This is a genomic window from Myxococcales bacterium, from assembly GCA_016699535.1.
Classification (GTDB): Bacteria; Myxococcota_A; Polyangia; order Polyangiales.
Genome location: CP064980.1, coordinates 1,630,737 through 1,649,706, shown reverse-complemented (window position 1 = coordinate 1,649,706; position 18,970 = coordinate 1,630,737). Strand labels below are relative to the sequence as shown.

Below are 18,970 nucleotides of genomic sequence, written 5' to 3'. Positions count from 1 at the left end.
GGCGACGCAGGAATATCTCAGATGGCTTCGGAGTCGCATAGATTACCGGTTTATTCCCTATCGGCGGGGAATTCAACAGGATAGTGTAGCTAGAGAGCTAGGATGTTACCGCGCGCAGAATCAGAGCTTTCGTCCAAGTAAGCATTGAATCAACACGTCTGCTCAACTCTCTAGGATGTACAATAGCCGCGCGGAGCCGCGCGCACGCGACTTAGTTCTTTTTGTGCCGCATCGCGAAAGCTTGATTTTGGATACTGTTTGATCAGTGCAAGCAACGCGTTTTTTGCGTCGGTGCAGGCATGCAGCTCCCAAAACGCGGTGGCCATGCTCAACAACGCCTTATCCATGACATCGCCCTTTGGATATTCGGCAATTACTTTTCGAAACTCACCCAAGGCTGTGGCTGGTCGCTCCTGCCGTAAATGACTCATCGCGATCCAATATTGCGCATCATCTGCAGAAGCATCTTTGCTGTACCGTCGTACAAACTCCACAAAAAGGGAGCGTGCTTTGGAATACGATTTGGCATTGTAAGCGGCCATGGCAGCGGCAAAATGAGCAGCCTTGTCCTGCGGGACTTCATCCTTTGCCAAGGGCTCTTCCACACCCATTTTGTCCGAAATTAATGAAAGCCGCTTTTCGTTGGCCGCCACTTCTTCTTTCAACTGATCAAGAGCGTTACGTATCTCCGCCAACATGCCCTGCGTCGAATCGCTTTGAACTTCCAGCTCTTGGACTCGCAGCTCGGTATCGGTTTTATTCTCGCTCAATACGCGGGTTGCACGTTCCAAAAGCTCCTCGAGCTTCTGGATTTTTTCTTTAGCCTCAAGCAACTGCTTTTCAAGCTTGTCCCGCTCGGCGATAAGACCTTGTTCGAGCTTTGTCATCCGAGTTTTCAGATCATCGCCCTCCGGACGACTCGTCCACAAGAAACACCCCGAAAGCAGCCCCGAAACCACAAAAACAACAACTATCCTCAAGTCAACCATTCATGCTCTCCCTAAAGGACCCCAGACAACTGTGCGATATACACCCTTGAGCGCTGTGATTCAAAAACAAGCACTCTAGGGCGGGGGCCAATGCGCAAAGCGCGCTGGAGGGGACTTCGGTGAATCCCCTCCTCTGGAGCGCTAAGTAAGCAGCGTTGCAACGCTAGCTCACTTCGTTGTGAACTCCACTCGGCGATCCTTAGCCCAGGCACTTTCATCTTCGCCTTGCGCCATTTCTTCACCCATGGACGACGCTGTGACTTTGCCACTGGCCATACCCATCGATACCGCTATTTTACGTACACTCTGTGCACGTCGATCTCCGAGCGCAAGATTGTACTCTTCAGTTCCGCGTGGATCACAATGTCCCGTTAGATGCACAGTTGTGATGCCTTTGGTCTGCATGCATCGGATATTACCCTCGATTTTGCTACGTGCCGCTGCTGAAATCGTAGACGAATCAAAATCAAAATACACTGTTTCAATGCTGCATTGCCCGTCACCATTTGCTGCACCTGCCGAGCCATCATCGAGGCTTTGTGGACCCTGACAACGATTCTCGAGACAAGCCTCGCCTGGTCCGCAGTCATCATCTGAGCGACAGTAACCGGGAATCGGATCGCAACGACCGGCATTGCATTGCTGACCCGCTGCGCAGTCACCATCATTGCGGCACTGCTGGCACATGCCATTAACGCAATACTCGCTTTTTTGCAATCCTCATCGTCATCGCACTTGGGATAGTCCGGGCCGCAAGCCGCAAGGGCCAGCATTCCCACTACACTCCACGCTAAAATTATCCCATTTTTCATATCAACGTCCCTCCGCTACCCCCGACGCGTAATCCAGCACCGCAGACTTGTCAAACACAGCGCAAGAAGCTATTGGCCTGCTCAGTACAGGAGCCCTTTTATGCCCAACTTTGCTTCCCGTTTGTCTCGAATCGAAGAATCCGCCACGGTCGCCCTATCGCAACGTGCAGCCGAACTCAAACGCCAAGGAATTGACGTAATTGCCTTTGGTGTAGGCGAGCCAGATTTTCCAACGCCACAAAGCATTCGCGATGCTGCAACCGCCGACGTCGCCAAAAGCTCACACTACACTGCAGTTCGAGGCATGCCAGAGTTGCGCAGCGCCATCTGCACCGACTCCGCAAAGCGACGCATGGCTCATACCTTCAGTCCGGAGGAAGTCGTGGTTTCCGTCGGAGCCAAACATTCTCTATTCAATCTGGCTCTATCCCTTTTCGAAGAAGGCGACGAAGTCATTATCCCCGCTCCCTACTGGGTCAGCTACCCCGAGCAAGTCCGACTCGTAGGCGCCGAAGCCGTCATTGCAGCTACCACCATCGAGGACAACTTTGTGCTTAGTCCAGAAGCGCTCCGAAAAGCCATCAGCAAAAAAACCAAGGCGCTTATTCTCTGTACGCCATCCAATCCGACCGGTGCCGCATACAGCCCCGAGCAGCTTAACGCCATAGCTGAGGTTGTACGCAAACACGACATGTGGGTCATCGTCGATGAAATCTACAGCCAACTTGTCTACGATAACTTCAAACAACAGTCCTTCATTGACGTTGCTCCCGATCTCAAAGACCGTTGCATCATCGTTGACGGAGTAAGCAAAACCTACGCCATGACTGGTTGGCGCATTGGTTGGATTTTAGCGCCGAAGGAAGTGGCCAAGGCATGTGACAAGCTACAAAGCCAATCCACAACCAACCCGACCGCCATCGCTCAATATGCCGCGATGGCTGCGCTTGGTTGCGATGACTCCATCCTAAAAGACATGCTTGCAACTTTCGATAAGCGTCGCCACGCTCTGGTCAATAGTATTAACGCCATCGAAGGACTGAGCTGCCGGCTTCCCAATGGCGCTTTTTATGCTTTTGTCGACGTCACAAAGCTCATCGGCAAAAAAGCATCCAGCGGCGAGTTAAATACCGATCTCGACGTCTCACACTTTTTTCTAAATGAAGCACGTTGTGCCGCGGTACCCGGAAGTGCCTTTGGCGCACCCGGCTTTTTGCGCTTCTCCTACGCGACTTCAATCGAGCTGATTGAAGAAGGATGCAAACGCATCAAAGAAGCCGTTGCCACGCTAAAAAGCTAAACAGCTCTACATTTAGGCGGTAGCTTTAGTCTGCTCCATCGGAGGGGCAGCGCCCACTGAGAAGCACACCATTGCTAAAACAAAAACCAGCAGGCGGTCTACAGTGGCCGGAGCAAAGCCAGCGCACACCAGCAACAAAAGCCCGACACTGAGCCGCCAATGCTGCGTGGATCCAGCAAAACTGCCAAGGGCAGTGCCTAAGGCTACGGCGACTGGAATCACGTAAAGAAGAGCATAAGCTCGGAAAAGCCACTCCAACCGAAAGGTCGCATAAAGCACTTCTGAAAAACCGTTGCCCAGTTCACTACGCACCGTCCAAAACATCAAGACGATAAGCAAAGTGACAATCACGGTAGTCATGCCACGGAATGTTTTGAAGGAAAAACCTTGCGCACTAAACATCCAAAAGGCTCCGAGCAATAGCCCAAGCAAATACAGCGACTCTCCAATACGCATCAATGCACTGCGTAAGACAAGCAAGGTTTGCCAATTGCAACGGAAGACGAAACCAAAGCGTAAGTATGCCCAGCAACGCAGCAAGGGCACTTAAGGAAAGAAGCCACAAAAGAGCGCGAGCAACCCGCTTGCCCGGACGCTTATATGCTGAAAATCCAATATGAAAAACGACGGCGTACCCTGCCACCATCGCCGAGAGCACAACTTGCCTTACTTGCTCGAAAGGTAAAATAAAGTCTTCCGGAAGAAACAAGAGAAGCAGAGCCGAAACGACAAGAACAACCGAAAAAAAACCCAACGATACTCGCCGCATCACCGAGCCAAAGTTCTTGTCGAAGAAAATCACCGAAAGCATATAGCCGAGTGCAAGCGCGGCACTTAAGGTGATCAGGTTGCGCACTAAAACAACACCACCCAGACTGGCAAGCACAATAGGTTGAGGGAAGCGCTCATGAAAAGCATGCAAGCCCAACCGACTAAAAGTCAGATCCAAAAAAGCAACCGCAGCGGCTAGTAAAGCCAGGGTTGAGAAAAATACCGAACGCAAGGTGTCCACGCTGCGCTCTATATACTGGATAGAGCTTCGTTATGCATCTATTCGTATCGAAGCGTGCTCTTCGTCGAACCAAATGCGATTTTGACTCCACAACATGACAAAAATGGCGTAAAATCGCAAAAAACATGCCATATCTGTCATGTTTTTTTGTTTTTAAAAGCACTTGTGTCATTTGGGTGCAGATCGTACATAGCCGACCATCATGACTACACAAGAAACACGACACGACTGGACCCTGGAAGAAATCCGCCATCTGCACGACCTCCCACCCACCAACCTGGTTCATCGTGCTCAAAGTGTTCACCGGACATACCAAGAGCCCGATGCAGTTCAGCTATGCACTTTGCTTTCGATTAAGACGGGCGCCTGCTCCGAAGACTGCTCCTACTGCCCACAGAGTGGACGCTATGAAACGAGCACGAAAAAAGAACCTTTGATGGAAGTGCACGAAGTACTCAAAGCCGCCAAGCGGGCTAAAGAAAACGGCGCAAGTCGTTTTTGCATGGGAGCAGCCTGGCGCAACGCCAAACAAGGCAAAGATTTTGAAAACGTCCTTTCCATGATTCGGGGCATCCGAGGATTGGGCATGGAGGCATGTGCTACCTTAGGCATGCTCGACGATAAACAAACCGAGCAGCTTGCCGATGCAGGACTTACTGCCTACAACCACAATCTCGATACCTCGCGCGAATTCTACCCCTCGATCATCACAACCCGTACCTATGACGAACGACTTGAAACCCTTGATCGCGTAGCCAAAGCCGGCATTTCGACCTGCTGCGGTGGTATTATCGGTATGGGCGAGAGCATTGAAGATCGTTGCAAGCTCTTGCTCACCCTCAGCCATTTCACGCCGCACCCCAGTAGCGTACCCATCAACGCCTTGGTTCCAGTCGAAGGCACACCGCTGGAAAAGCAAGAGGTCGTCGATCCCATCGAACTAGTTCGCATGTGCGCCACCGCACGCATCGTTATGCCTAAAAGCATTGTACGCCTATCTGCAGGGCGAGAAGCTATGAGTAAAGAAGCACAGTTGCTTTGCTTCCTCGCAGGAGCCAACTCGATCTTCTACGGGGAAAAACTTCTTACCACAGCCAATCCCGATGCGAACGAAGACATGGCCTTGCTCGAACTCGCTGGTCTCAAACCCCTAGAGCCCACCGAGCAACACCATCACCACGCATCGTAAGACTGTTGTAATTGAATCACGACAGCCGCCTTCGACTTCGACTAAACGTGTGTGGTGTTAACAATCGATGACAATGCAGATTTTGCTATTTTTTCTTAAACAGCCTTCCGAAAAAACCCGAAGACGAGTCTTCGTCTTGCTCGCTCACTTCTTCAACATCTGTTTCGTCTGAAATATCAAGCTCATCTGCTGAAGTGGCTTCCGCCCAGTCTTGCGACTCAGACATGTGCTTCAGTGCTGCTTGCTCGGCACTCGCATCGGAAAGCACACTTGCTTCATCGAGCATGCTCTCGTCAACATCGAGATTGAAAAACTCCTCTTTGTTTTCCTGGGTATCGTGTGCCGCTGCGATGGCTTGTATACTTTTGGTGCTCATCACCTCGGTCCCTGGATAGTCGCTTTTTAACGCACCAGGCTCGAGTGTAACAGCTCGCGCAGGTGGTGGTGGTGCAAACATCCCGCGAAGATTCTTAGGCGGAGCAGGCAGCTTGGGAAGCTTTGAAGCTGCATCTGAAGATGGCAGCTCAGCCGATTCCTCTATCAAAATATCCTGAAGAGAGGCCATCTTAGATAGACCGTCATCCAATGCTGGCAGCTCTTCATCTGCACGTATAAGCGCTTCGAGTTCCTCCTCTTTTGAAGGAACAGGGGTTTGCGGCAGCACCGAGTCATTTACCGCTTCCAATTCGAAACTATCAAAGCGCTCGGGTTCCAACTCTGTTGCCTCAGCAGGAGGAGACGAAGTCTGAGGTAAATTCGGCGGCGCAGAAAACGCCAGGGCTTTTGCATGAATAGGAAAACTATCTTCAGAAAAACCCATATCGCTACTTGGATCTTCTGCCAAAGTATCCCCAATATTTGGCTCGAGCGAGAAAAAGTCGTCTGGTGTGAGCGGCTGGGATGCATGAATAGCACTTGAGCTTGCCTGCAAGTCTGTCGCAAGCAAATCATCGCTTTCATTGATGATCGAATCAGGAACCGAAGTCTCAGCACTTCCATAATCGATCAGTATTTCGTGTTCCTCGTCCTCAGAATCAGCAAAAAGCGAATCATCCTCCTCCAATTCCTCCAAGCGCACTTCGTCTTCTATAATTTTTGTACTATCGGGACTAAAGCCAAGGTCTTGTGCGCCGATGGGCGTCAACCCGGGCGCTACCGTAGGACTAGGAATATTCGCAAGCAGTGACGATAAATCATCATCCGGCTCGTTGTGTTGAAGGTCCTCTGCCTGCAGCATTGGCTCTGCAACATACAGGGCTTGCTCATCCTCGGGTTGTCCGGCGAAAGAATCCTCAAGCTCGAGATCCAAACCATGCCCTTCTTGAGCGGTAGGAACATCCGATACTCGAGGCAGAGGCCACGAAGAGGCTCTCGCCGGAATCTCACTTTGCGCGTTTTTGAGCTCAGCGGCATATTCGATCGCAGCCGATATCTCGTCATGCTCAATCAAGCTGGGCCTATCGTCTGCTTGCAGTGAAGCAAGATCATCGGACGATCCGGGCACTACGCTCACTCGACTCGGCGCTGCAGCAACCCTGTGCTCAGAAGCTTGCGCTAACGATTCAAGATCAATGCCTAATGCGAGTTGCTCAAGGTCATTATCGATTTGCTCAAGGCTTGCTTTGCCTTGAGCTGCAAGCGCAGCAAAACGCTCCTCCCACTGCTGAGCCCCTGGAAGGTCAGAAAGACGAGATAGTTCTTCATCGTGTTCGGCTTCCGCGTCTTGCGCCATACCGCAAGTATAGCATCCAAGTCCGTCTGGTCGCTAAAATGTCGTTTTTGTTGAAAAAAGTCACGATTTCCAAGCTATGCTAAACGAATAGACGACCTTAACCTTAACTTTCTATTACGACGATCGATGAAGCACAATCAGACACATTTGTTGTTCTTATCCACAAAACCGAAGAAGACAGACTTTCTGCACAGTAAAATCTGCTTTAGGGTTTATCCAATGCACACCTTGATTGGGATAGTCTTGTTGCTCTGGATGTACGGATGCGGGCGCATCAACTATGATGAGCTTTTCGTGAGTGTCGATGCTGGCAATGCAGACTCAAACACCCCCGATAGCGATAGTGCGACCAGCGACAGTGGTCTTGGCAGTTGCACTTGGTCTGATTTTTCCAGTCCCGGCCAAGCAACCCTTGGAACACTCAATGGGACCATTCACAACTATTTCCCTACCCTTTCTGCGGATGGGCTCACCATGTACCTCTCCTGCAACCGACCGGCATGGACGAGTCCCTATCGGATCTACAAAAGCGTACGCCCCGATCTGCAAAGCGATTTTGGAGACCCGTCCTTCGTAAACACGACGATCAACGGCGTCGACCCAGAACGAAGTTTGCATCCCATGCTCAGTTTCGATGGCTTGCGCTTGTATTGGGCATCAAACCGTTCTGGATCTCAGGGATTTGATTTATGGTTTTCAGAGCGAGCCACCACAAGCGTTGAATTTGATAGTGCGACCAACCTTGGCTTCACTTCCGCCGGTGATAACGAAGGCAGCATCTTTGAATCTCGCGATGGCCTGCGTCTCTACTACTCGATAGAGCTTGGCCCCTCGACAACCGGCGCTGATCTGTGGCTTACAACGCGCGCTTCGACGAACGACAGCTTCTCTTCAGCCGGCTCTCCCATTGCAGAGCTAAATACCAGCGACGACGATCGCGATGCCGTTCTTTCAGCCGACGAGCTTGAAATTATCTTTAGCTCAAATCGTCCCGGAGGACTCGGCGCAAATGACTTATGGGTGGCGAGACGAAACAGTATCACCGAGCCCTTCGGACCACCGGAAAACCTCACACAACTTAACTCCACCGGCGATGAGGCCGGAGCCGAGCTCTCGGCTGACGGAACAACGCTGTACTTCAACTACAACGGAGGCCTGTATTTCGGTTTCGGAGCCGACCGGAAGTTATGAGTTGCCACCCGCAGCTGCAACTAAGTCGTAAAGCACTGCCACAGCCTTATCGAGCTGTGCCGCATCCGGTCCGCCCGCTTGAGCAAAGTCTGGACGACCGCCACCACGGCCACCGACAATTTCAGCGGCAGCTTTGATTAACTGGCCAGCTGCAAGCTTGGGATTGAGCTCTTTGGAAACGGTGCAAACCAACATCGCCTTACCATCGATGGCTTTTGCCCCAAGCATCACCACCGCCGGAGCCATTTTATCACGCAAGCTGTCAGCCATGGCTCGAATACTGGCAACATCGGGAATATCAACCACAGCAGCGAGCACCTTAACACCATTTACCGTTTTTGCGTTTGCGCTAAGGTCACTTTGTCTACCCGAAATCAGTTTTCGCTTTAAACCTTCATTTTCTTTTGACAGCTGTTTTTGCTGCTCCAACAAACGTTCAATTTTTTCCGTCAAATTCACAGAAGAGCTTTTTAGAAGCTGCGCCGCTTGCGCTATCTCGTCTTGAAGGCCTTGGAAATAAGCCAATGCATTGTACCCGGTCACAGCTTCAATGCGGCGTACACCGGCCGCAAGACCACTTTCAGAAACAATGGCAAAGGAGCCAATGTCTCCGGTTTGATGGGCATGCGTGCCCCCACAAAGCTCGATCGAATCATCAGTCATCGTGAGTACACGAACGACATCGCCGTATTTTTCTTCGAAAATACCGATGGCGCCTTTGGCTTTGGCCTCAGCCATAGCTAGCACCTCAGTGGTAATGGGTGCATTGAGAAAGATTTTTCGTTGACCAGTTTTTCAATCTCACGAATCTGCTCCGGCTTTAACGCCTTGCCACAAGCAAAATCAAAACGAAGGCGCTCTGGTCCCACGAGCGAGCCTTTTTGAATGGCAGACGGACCGAGCACCGTTCGCAATCCATAATGCAAAAGGTGGGTTGCGCTGTGGTTTCGCCGTGTCGCAGCACGTGCTTGGTGATCAACTTTAAGATGAACTGAATCACCAACTCTGATGCTCCCATTTTTCAAAAGCCCACGATGCACAAACAATGCTCCCACTGGCTTTTGAGTATCGCTAATTTCAATTTGAGCTTTAATCGAAGTTACAAGGCCGCGATCCCCCACTTGACCGCCCGACTCCGCATAAAAAGGCGTTTGTGCAAACACAAGCTCTACTTCCGCCGGCGCAGAGGCTTCTGAAACGCTTTTGCCATCAACAAGCACTGCAAGCACTTTGGAGTCCGCTTCCTCCTTTTCATAGCCGACAAATTGGCTGTCGCCATGCTTTGAAACGATATCGTGATAAAGCTGCGCAACCGAAGCTTCTCCGACTTTGGAGCCAGCGCTTTTTTCACGTGCTTTTTGCATCGCGCGATCGAATCCAGCTTCATCCACTGCAAAGGATTGCTCTTCGCCAATCACTTGTTGCAAATCAAGTGGAAAGCCAAAAGTGTCATACAGCTCAAAGGCTACTTTACCCGGTAGGATTCGTTGAGCGTCTTTTGTTTTGTCCCATTGCTGGTTCTGCTCAATCAAATCAAGCCCACGTTGCAGCGTGCGCCGAAAGCGCTCCTCTTCTTGAATCGCAATCTCTTCGATAAGCGCACGCCGTTCCTGAAGCTCAGGATAGGCCTCTTTCATGAGGTCGACGACGCAAAGCGCGATGCGATGTAAAAACAATTCGTTGATTCCCAAACGATGACCATGACGAATTGCACGACGCATTACCCGACGCAGCACATAAGCACGACCGTCGCGATCAGGGAAAATGCCTTCCGCAATTACAAAGGCCGTCATCCGAGCATGATCGGCGATCACCCGCATAGAAACATCATCGGGATCATGACTTGCTGTGTATTTCTTTTGCGCGATTTGGGATGTGAGCTCCAACAAAGGCACAAACAAATCGGTCTGGTAGTTGCTCCTAACACCGTTCACCACCGCGCTGAGCCGCTCTAGGCCCGCACCGGTATCAATTGAAGGGGCTGGAAGGGCATGCAGCGATCCGCTCTCATCACGGTTAAACTGCATAAAGACCAGATTCCAAATCTCCATCCAACCATTTCCCTGCGCATCCGGCTCTTGATTGACACCGCGAAGATCTATCGCTCCATTGCCCTGATAGTAATGAATCTCGGAGCAGGGTCCACAAGGTCCGGTATCACCCATTTGCCAAAAATTATCTGCCGCGCCAAAGGAAATTACGCGTTCTTTGGGGAGGCCTGTGATTTTTGTCCATAGCGCTTCGGCATCATCGTCACGCGGTAAACCTTGCTCACCGCCAAACACGGTCACGGCCAGTCGCTCGGCCTCAAGTCCTAAGGTTTTGGTAATAAACTCCCACGCGTAGGCTATGGCTTGTTCTTTGAAGTAATCGCCAAACGAAAAATTACCAAGCATCTCGAAAAAGTGTGATGCCTTGCGGTTACCCCGACGTTCTCAAGGTCATTGTGCTTTCCACTGATACGAATGCAGCGCTGAGATGTGGTGGCGCGCTTGTAAGGACGCTTTTCTCGACCGGTAAACACATCTTTAAACTGCACCATGCCTGCATTAGCAAACATCAGGGTCGGATCATTGGCAGGAACAACAGAGCCCGAATGCAGCACTTCATGATCGCGCTGTTTGAAAAAATCCAAAAACGCTGCTCTTACTTCATTTGCACTTCGCTTTGACATGGCCGTGATCTACCGGATCATGGCCCAGGAGGCCAGGTGTATCCAACCATTAAGCTCGCGCGAAAATAATGATCGTTGACGGGCTCAAGCAAACCGCCCACCGCGCCCGTCGTCGCATTGACGGGCCAAGGCAGCCAAGGCTCACCAAAGCCGCAAGGCGGACTCGGATCTTCACAGGTCGGCTGCCCTGAGAACTTGGTCTGAAACATAAAATACGAGAGCCGAAGCCCAAAATGCAGTCCCCTTAAGACGTAGTCCGCTTCAGAGCGTGCCTCGAGCTCGAACCAATAGCCTTGCGGCCTGTCCGGCCCTTTTTCATCGCCAGTGCCCCATATCTTCAGAGCATCGCCTCCTACGCCAAAACCAGGACGCAGACCAGCCCGCAAGCCAAGGGTTAGATACGGAGGGTGAGCCCATAGCTTCCACCCACCGCAACATGCAGATATCGGTAGCGCATCGGCGGAACCACCGCCGCTGGGTTTAGCCCTGAAAGCTCGAGCAAGTCGTCCATATTGAAGGCAAAAGTGAACATGCCAAAACCGGCATCAAGCTGGATCTCAGGATCAAAGCGACTCTTGCCAAAACGATAACGGCCTCGAAGAGCAGCCAAAAACTCCCATTGTGTTGTTTGAATGTCCTTAAGGTCACCGGCATCGCACGGTGCGCCAGGCACCGAAAGCACCTCACACGCTGTGCCGTTCAGAAACAAGCCATAACTGAAACTTGTCACAATGCCGAGATAAGGAAATTTGGGCAGCGACGCGAAGGGTAAGGCAAGGGGATAAAACTCCGCTTCGAGACCCACCTCCATGTTCCCTGGGGCTCGGCTTTTGTAATAGCGTTGCTCAAGAGGTCTGGACAAAGCAAAGCTCGTCAGCACTAAGGTTTTCATCGAGCGATACAAGCTACCGGCAAGCACGTTGATACGTAAGGCATGAAAGTCTTGCGTGGGACCGGAGTACGTTTTCTTTTCTTCATTTGAACTCTGCCACCACGCGCCACCTGCTGAGACGCTTGTGTTTGCAGATGCTCCGTTACTGCTGCCCAGGCTTGCTGAGGATTGCATCGCTTGGGTAAGGTAGCCCGCCAGTTTGGAGTAACCATCTTTCTTTACGACCTTCAATGCTGCAAGCGTACGGCCACTCCAATATGCTTGACCACTGATATCACCCACGGAGTCACGAACGGTAAGTTCCAATGTCCATTTACGCCTCGCATGAGAAACCTGACCCTCGATAAAAGCGCTGATACCCAAGGACTGCGCTAACTTTGGTAAATCAGTGCCAGTGTATGGACCGTCAACCTGCTCAAGGTTCAAGGTCCGAGCTGAATTGCTTAACTCAGGATCACTCACCATGGCTAAGCCCGGTTGTGAAGCAAGGTTGGTGCGTAGGGCTTCTTTGATGCTGTTGCTCTCTGATCCGGTGATTTGAATCAACGCAATACGTTGCAAGTCCTGTGCTTGGCCGTTCGCCGCCGATGCGCAAACAAAAACCATCGCAAAAACCAAGATCCGCAAGATGAGTATTTTGTTTTCAAGCATGTTCGAAGGGTGCACGAAGCCAAGAGGCATACCAAGTTCTTAGCATAGAAAAAGCCACCTCACATGTCGAAAAATCTTCGATATCTCAACTGTTTTTTTCCGCTTGGCCCAAGTCACGGATTGTGTGCTAGATCACACTAACGATGCTATGTTTTTTGCGTATTCATGATTTTGCGATCATCGAGCAACTCGAAGTCGAGTTTGGTCCAGGTCTGAATGTTATTACTGGCGAGACAGGGGCTGGCAAATCGATATTGGTCAATGCTCTACAACTTGTCCTTGGTGGTCGCGGTAACCCGGAATGGATCCGTCATGGATCAACGCAAGCCGAAATAGAAGCCTTGTTCGACATCACCGATGACGAACGACTCGCCAAAATACTCGAGGAACAAAGTCTTCCCTCGGATGGAGAGCTGTTGGTGCGACGAGTCCTGCCAAAACAAGGGCGCTCTCGGGTTTATATCGGAGGAAAACTAGCTACCGTTGGGCAATTGACCGAGATAGCCTCTGGTCTTGCAGATATTGCTTCGCAACATGAACACCATAGCCTCGTCGATGCATCAACGCATCTCGGCTATCTTGATGCCTTTGCACAACTCAAAAGCAAGCTTGTACAAATGAAAGAATCGTATGCCGAATTCATGCAACGGGATGCTGCGCTTCTAGCCCTGAGTGAAAAACTGGCCAAACGCACCGAGCACGAAGATCTTTTACGCTTCCATGTTCAAGAAATTGATGCACTCGACATGAAGCCCGGTGAAGACGAAAAGCTTCGATCGCAACGCGACAAGCTTCGTCACTCCGAGCGCCTCATGCAACTGACTGGCGGAGCTGAAGACCTGTTGTACGCGCGAGATGGAGCGCTGTGTGAACAGCTTTCAAAAATCACAAACCAAATAGATGAAGCTTCACGTCTCGATCCCGATCTCAATGAACAACACGAACTTCTCCAAAGCCTGCATGCTCAGCTTGAAGAAGTCGCGCGCAACCTTGGAAAGTACGCTCACACCATTCAAAACGATCCAGACACACTAAATGAGATTGAAACGCGCCTGGAACGCTTGGATATGCTTTGTCGGAAGCACAACCGGGACTTACCCGCCTTGCTCAGTTATCGCGATGAAGCCCTTGAGGAACTCACCCGGCTTGAAAACTTTGAAAGTGTGTTTCGAGAACACAAAGAGGCACGTGAGAGGGCCAAACAAAAAGCAGCAAAGCTTGCCCTAGAGCTTTCCGAACGACGTGGCAAAGCGGCCAAAGAACTTGCCAAACAAATGACCCGAGAACTGAGTTCGTTGGGCATGGGTGATGCAAAGGTGCACATCGAAATCTTGCGTAGCCCTCTAAGAGGCAGCTCAGAAGACATGGACGTGAACGGCGCGCAGCTTTCAGCCGCTGGCATCGACAAAGTCGAATTTTTGATTGCTCCCAATCGAGGCGAACAACCCAGACCCTTACGCAAAGTTGCCAGTGGCGGAGAGTTGTCCCGCTCCATGCTCGCAATCAAAAAAGTGCTCACTGGGTTGGGTCCCTCAGGGATGCACATCTTTGATGAGGTCGATGCCGGTGTGGGAGGCGCGATTGCCGAAGTGATTGGCCAAAAGTTGCACGAAGTATCCCGCGCCCATCAAGTGCTTTGTATCACCCACCTACCCCAGATCGCTGCCTATGCCGATCGGCATTTACGCGTCCATAAATTCGTCGCCGATGGACGCACTCACAGCGAGATCAGTGCGCTTGGAGAAAAAGATCGCGAAAAAGAGTTGGCAAGAATGCTCGGCGGGATCACTATCAGCGACAAGACACGAGCAGCCGCTCAGGAACTTCTGAGTGAAGCCAAAACCACCCCATTGCGAACATGACAAAAACGGCAACTTTTAGACTAAAATCATGCCAAAAATGGCTTCTTATCGCTTTATTCTCGCCATTTTTTGCATGCACGGAAGATACCCGCTCCAACCTGGTGGACACCTCTGTGCTATTTGGAAGCCAAGTGACTTCGATGATTATCGAGGTCGATTATCAGCAAGGCGCTGAACCCTACACGGTGAATGTAGGGGGTGAAGGCTCGCCGTGGAGCTTGATGGCGCTAAACTTTACGAAACTTTTTGAAGCTCGACCTCGGCCTATCACTATCCCGACCACCATCGAGGACATGCAAAACATTGGACAAGCCGAGGATCCGGATTTCACTGTTGATGATGTCATCAAGCTAGCCAAAACACATCGTGATCACATTTCAAGCAAAGAAGTACCAAGTTTTTATATTCTGTTTTTGGACGGTTATTTTTTTGAAAACAATGAAAGGCAACATGGCGTGCTCGGTATTTCCATTGGCGGAACCGGCATGGTCGCTATGTTCAAGCCCGTCATTCAAAGCACGGCTCCACAGTTAAACAATACCACGGTCGACGACCTAGTTAGGCACTTTGGCGAGCAGACCACACTCGTTCACGAACTTGGCCACGCCATCGGCCTTGTAAACAATGGTCTGGCGCTCACAACAGCGCATTGGGATGAGGAAAACGGCAGACACTGCAGCAATGAACGCTGCGTCATGTACTATTTGAACGAAGGCGCGCGCGACCTTTTGGAATTCGTCCAAGACCTTAACCTCTGCCTGGACGGTGCCGAAACGGCGCAAGAAGAAGACGACTGTTTGGTTCTCTTTGGCGGAGCCTGTCTCGGTGATGCCAATTATGCAGCAACGCTAGGCGCAGAGTGAATCCGAGCAGCCCTACTCTGCAGGCCTTGATTTCTTCCTTTTGCCAAACGAGAACTTTCCAAGTAAACACTGGGCTTATGACCCTTTTTAGCCCATTGCGAACATTGCTCCCAACCGTCGCGGCACTGGCTCTTGCCTCCTCCTCTGCCTATGGACAACAAAGCACCGAGACCGCGCAGCAAACCCAAGCGCAGGCCGAAACAGTGGGTGATGCCGCCAAGGCACATTTTAAAGCTGCTCAAAGTTTGTACGAAGCAGGAAGCTTCGCTTCGGCGGCTAAAGAGTTTCAAGAAGCCTATCGCCTATCGAATCGAGCAGAGATTTTATACAATATCTATGTAGCTTATCGTGATGCCGGTGAGCCGGAACAAGCTGCACTTTATCTCGAGCAATACCTTGAGCAAGTGCCCAATGCACCCGACAGGCCACAACTCGAAGCAAAGCTTGAGTCCCTAAAGAAACTCGTTTCTGAACGCGAAAATGCAAAACGCGCTGCCGAACAAAAAGAAACCAGCGCTGAGACCAACTCCGCTCAAGCGCAGCATGATAGCACGGAAGAAACGAGTTTTACCGCCGATGTTTTGCCGTGGATACTGATTGGCGTCGGCGCAGCAGCACTTGCAACAGCTGCTGTGACAGGAATCATTTCCCTTGGTAAAACGTCGAGTATTGAAGACAATTGCCCCGGCAACATCTGTCCTTCGGACTACGATCTTGCATCAAAACGCGATAGCGCCCAAACCTTCACAACACTTAGCGACGTGCTGTTATTTGGCGGAGCTGGATTTGCAATCACGGGCGCCGTTCTGCTCTTGGTGCTGGATGGCTCAAGCGAAAAATCTCCTAGAAAAGAAAGCCTTTCTGCTAGCGCGGGCTGCACAATGGCTTTTTGTGGCGCCGCATTGAAAGGTCGTTTCTAATGATACGAGCTCTACTCCTTTGTCTTGTTCCTATTTTGCTTACTCAATGCACTGTCGTGAACGACTTGAGCCGCTTTCAAGATGCCTGCACAGGAGACATCAACAAAACGCGCGACTTTGAAGCCGTGCTAAGCGGCCTTGAAGCTTATAGCCAAAGCAACCTTGCCTTCAGCCGCATCGAATTGCGGATTGTTAATGAAACACACACCATTGTATCGCGCGCAGTTGTTTACGGCCACAACACCGAGCTCGAAGGCGATACGGTTGAGGTGTACATGCCAAACGCAATTCCTCCGGGCGAACACAAGGTCCATCTCTTCATCAAAGATACCCTTATTCCGACAGACAGCAGCATGACGACCGATGGTCAACCGTCACAACGAACGCCAAGCTGGATTCGCGACATGTGCCCCAGCGGCTTGTTCGAGTTCGAGGCCGACGATGCATTTCAGACCCTCGATGATCCACCCACCACAGACGTGGGAAACCCCTTTCTCATGGAACTGCGTGATTTGTTTCCGCACTCCGATGGAAAGCAACGTCTTGAAATGCAGATTTCCGATGATATCGAGGATCTTACCCGAGGCTACTTTCGCATCGCGGGCTTCACCAACAACACCATTTTAGTTGGCGTGCCTGGCATTGCGGAGGCCAATCATCGTTACAAAATCGAGTTTTACGCCGACAAAAACCAAAACGGCGTCTACGATGGCCATCCGGATGACCACAGCTGGTCTCTTATTGAAACGGCTGGCCCCTTAGGCCTCTTCCTTATCGGCGATAACGCCTGGGTCCACGACACCAACTTCGCAGTCGTTGACTTCTAGACAAAGTACATTTGCTGGGGTTAAGACAAGGGCATACTGACAGCTGTTCCACTGAAACGAGGTCTTGCGTCCTCGGCAACATGTAGGTGAAAGAGCGCAGTTTCCCCTCTTGAGCTCAGGGCATGGAAAAATCCATTAAGCACCCATCGCAGTGTTAAAGAGTACGATTCTGAAGTCGAGCTACCTGCAGCGATCTTGCTTGTGTTCTGACGCTCTAGCGTAATTTCGCCTGGTCTATTTCTTGCAAGCCCGTCACACCACGCAAACTATTTGGGAGTTTAAACATGGCATTACTTCGTGGATTTATTGTTTCTGTGCTGTCCGTTGCATGGCTTGGCTGCGGTCTTAGCCCTTCATCAATTGATCAAAATGCTGAAGCGCAAAGTTTCGATGCAAAGCTAGCAAAAGCCCCTGCCGCATACGAAGCCATTGACGGAGAATACGTCGTTGTCTTCAACAGCCAAAGCGGCCTGTATGCAAGCTTTGCCCACGGCAATCCCATCAACCCCGACGCACCAAATCAAACGTTACAAGTACTCGATAGTTTTCCGTCGCTTTCAGCCATCCTTGTACGAGACGCTAGCAATGGGCAAAGCACTTTACGATCAATCGCAACCGACACTTCGGTATCCTATATACAACAGAACTATAAATTGGACCCATGGCCCATCCCACAAGTTGTGGGTGCAGCAAAGGTCATCGCTAGCCCTAGCTTCTTCGATCAAATCCAACAACCCGCTATCTGGAACCTAGCAAGGATTGATCAGCCGGATTGGGACGCCGAAAATCCAAACGATGCGTTCATCTGGTCCGAAGGCATCTTTGGCTACGGCGTTCGGGCTTACGTGATCGATTCGGGCATTAACCCACATCCAGAATTTGGATGCTTGGACTCCTTTAGCGAGGTCTGCGTTAATCCGGGCGATGATCGTATTGACGAGCAAAACGCCTATCCCGATCCCGGTCAAGTGGATACGGTAGGCCATGGCACGCACGTCGCAGGAACCCTCGGCGGTGTCAACTACGGTGTTGCCAAAGGTGTGACTTTGGTGCCCATCAACGTTGATGTTGGTGGTCAACCCACCGTGGCATCGATGCTGGCAGGCATGGAGCATGTGCTAACCGTGCACAGTCCAGAAGATTTTGCCGTGGCAAACATTAGCATCAGCGGCCCGAAAAACGTGTTGATCGATGCAGCCGTAAACAACCTGATTCAGGCCGGAATTCCGGTGGTCGTAGCGGCTGGAAACAACGAAGCACCTATTTCCTGCGAGCGTTCGCCCGCCAATGTACCCGGGGCCCTTACCGTTGCCGCCAGCAACATCCAAGATGAAGCTGCCTTGTTTTCAAACCAAGGAAGCTGCGTGGATGTTTTTGCACCTGGCGTCGACATTCTATCGGCGGGACGCGATGGAGGCACAGCGATACTGAGCGGAACGTCCATGGCTTCGCCACACGTCGCTGGTTCGGTGGCTTTGTTGCTCGAAGGAGTTCGCAACATGGATGGGGGCAGCATTGATCCCGAAGGCGTTGCAGCTGTGGTTAACTGCACAGCCACCCCGGATGCCTTGCTAGACGTTGATTCCAGCACAGCGAATCGTCTTCTCTATATGCGCAATTTTGGCAGCGCAGGCATCTTGGGATACGAGAACCTGGCCGAGCCACCCATTCTTAGTTTCGCTGAACCAAGCCCAGGCGCCGAGGTCCCTAACCCAGTGCGCATCTCCGCCAACTATGAAACCTGTGCGTTGGGAAGCATCAAACTTGAAGAACTCGATGCACCGAACGGCCAAGTGCAGCGCACCATCGCCCCAACCACGGGCAAGCCAAGCGAATGGGTAGCTGTTTTTGAACCTGGTCCAGTCTATCTTCGCGCAACGATCTGCGATTACTTTGATCACTGCGTCTCCGAACAGACTTCCTTCACGGCGCTCCCAGCCGCAAGCACGATTTACTTACCGATAGTTGGCCGATAGTTGCACTACTCTCTAAAAATGGAGCTCTCAGCAATACCCTGAATGCTTAAAGACAGAAATGTCGATCATGCACCGAGGTT

Annotated in this window: 15 protein-coding genes and 1 pseudogene; 8 read left to right on the top strand and 8 right to left on the bottom strand. The window is 51.2% G+C overall.

Features of this window, described 5'->3' with window-relative positions:
* Positions 1 to 170: 170 nt before the first annotated feature.
* Positions 171 to 989: a tetratricopeptide repeat protein gene (locus IPJ88_07860; GenBank protein ID QQR91625.1), complete on the bottom strand. Its 819-nt coding sequence runs from the start codon at positions 987 to 989 to the stop codon at positions 171 to 173.
* Between the two features lie 168 nt (positions 990 to 1,157).
* Complete coding sequence (locus tag IPJ88_07855; GenBank protein ID QQR91624.1) at positions 1,158 to 1,676, bottom strand: OmpA family protein; 519 nt, start codon at positions 1,674 to 1,676, stop codon at positions 1,158 to 1,160.
* 225 nt (positions 1,677 to 1,901) lie between these two features.
* Between IPJ88_07855 and IPJ88_07850 the strand changes: the two genes are divergently transcribed.
* Positions 1,902 to 3,101 (top strand): pyridoxal phosphate-dependent aminotransferase, encoded by a 1,200-nt coding sequence (locus tag IPJ88_07850; protein QQR91623.1) that lies wholly within the window; start codon positions 1,902 to 1,904, stop codon positions 3,099 to 3,101.
* Between the two features lie 12 nt (positions 3,102 to 3,113).
* On the opposite strand, the gene IPJ88_07845 is transcribed toward IPJ88_07850, so the two are convergent.
* Both IPJ88_07845 and IPJ88_07840 read right to left on the bottom strand, forming a co-directional pair.
* On the bottom strand, positions 3,114 to 3,503 hold the full coding sequence (locus IPJ88_07845) for a hypothetical protein (protein QQR91622.1): 390 nt from the start codon (positions 3,501 to 3,503) through the stop codon (positions 3,114 to 3,116).
* Positions 3,496 to 4,113 carry a hypothetical protein gene (locus IPJ88_07840; protein QQR91621.1) on the bottom strand — a complete coding sequence of 206 codons (618 nt, stop codon included), beginning with the start codon at positions 4,111 to 4,113 and terminating at the stop codon, positions 3,496 to 3,498. The genes IPJ88_07845 and IPJ88_07840 overlap by 8 nt, the downstream gene beginning before the upstream one ends.
* Positions 4,114 to 4,315: 202 nt before the next feature.
* Between IPJ88_07840 and bioB the strand changes: the two genes are divergently transcribed.
* On the top strand, positions 4,316 to 5,302 hold the full coding sequence (bioB, locus tag IPJ88_07835) for a biotin synthase BioB (GenBank protein ID QQR91620.1): 987 nt from the start codon (positions 4,316 to 4,318) through the stop codon (positions 5,300 to 5,302).
* Positions 5,303 to 5,387: 85 nt separating this feature from the next.
* Here bioB and IPJ88_07830 read toward each other — a convergent pair whose 3' ends face one another.
* The gene (locus IPJ88_07830) at positions 5,388 to 7,034 is read right to left on the bottom strand and encodes a hypothetical protein (protein QQR91619.1); all 1,647 of its coding nucleotides are present in this window, start codon (positions 7,032 to 7,034) and stop codon (positions 5,388 to 5,390) included.
* A gap of 219 nt (positions 7,035 to 7,253) precedes the next feature.
* On the opposite strand from IPJ88_07830, the gene IPJ88_07825 reads away from it, so the two are divergent.
* Positions 7,254 to 8,225, top strand: coding sequence for a PD40 domain-containing protein (locus IPJ88_07825; GenBank protein QQR91618.1), 972 nt, complete (start codon positions 7,254 to 7,256; stop codon positions 8,223 to 8,225).
* Here the strand turns inward: IPJ88_07825 and alaS are convergent.
* The 3 genes and pseudogenes from alaS to IPJ88_07810 all read right to left on the bottom strand — a co-directional run bounded on the left by alaS (position 8,220) and on the right by IPJ88_07810 (position 12,472).
* Positions 8,220 to 10,899: pseudogene (gene alaS, locus IPJ88_07820) on the bottom strand (alanine--tRNA ligase). The gene IPJ88_07825 and the pseudogene alaS sit on opposite strands and share 6 nt — an antisense overlap.
* Positions 10,900 to 10,916: 17 nt before the next feature.
* Entirely contained in the window at positions 10,917 to 11,285 is a 369-nt protein-coding gene (locus tag IPJ88_07815; GenBank protein QQR91617.1) for a hypothetical protein, read from the bottom strand.
* 8 nt (positions 11,286 to 11,293) lie between these two features.
* Entirely contained in the window at positions 11,294 to 12,472 is a 1,179-nt protein-coding gene (locus IPJ88_07810) for a hypothetical protein (protein ID QQR91616.1), read from the bottom strand.
* Positions 12,473 to 12,585: 113 nt separating this feature from the next.
* On the opposite strand from IPJ88_07810, the gene recN reads away from it, so the two are divergent.
* The 5 genes from recN to IPJ88_07785 all read left to right on the top strand — a co-directional run bounded on the left by recN (position 12,586) and on the right by IPJ88_07785 (position 18,890).
* Complete coding sequence (gene recN / locus IPJ88_07805; protein QQR91615.1) at positions 12,586 to 14,304, top strand: DNA repair protein RecN; 1,719 nt, start codon at positions 12,586 to 12,588, stop codon at positions 14,302 to 14,304.
* A 101-nt stretch (positions 14,305 to 14,405) separates the two neighbouring features.
* Complete coding sequence (locus tag IPJ88_07800) at positions 14,406 to 15,167, top strand: hypothetical protein (protein QQR91614.1); 762 nt, start codon at positions 14,406 to 14,408, stop codon at positions 15,165 to 15,167.
* Between the two features lie 77 nt (positions 15,168 to 15,244).
* The gene (locus IPJ88_07795) at positions 15,245 to 16,087 is read left to right on the top strand and encodes a hypothetical protein (GenBank protein QQR91613.1); all 843 of its coding nucleotides are present in this window, start codon (positions 15,245 to 15,247) and stop codon (positions 16,085 to 16,087) included.
* Positions 16,087 to 16,914 (top strand): hypothetical protein, encoded by an 828-nt coding sequence (locus IPJ88_07790; GenBank protein QQR91612.1) that lies wholly within the window; start codon positions 16,087 to 16,089, stop codon positions 16,912 to 16,914. Before IPJ88_07795 ends, IPJ88_07790 begins: the two co-directional genes overlap by 1 nt.
* A 284-nt stretch (positions 16,915 to 17,198) precedes the next feature.
* Positions 17,199 to 18,890, top strand: a complete 1,692-nt coding sequence (locus IPJ88_07785; protein ID QQR91611.1) for a S8 family peptidase — start codon at positions 17,199 to 17,201, stop codon at positions 18,888 to 18,890.
* Positions 18,891 to 18,970: the final 80 nt, after the last annotated feature.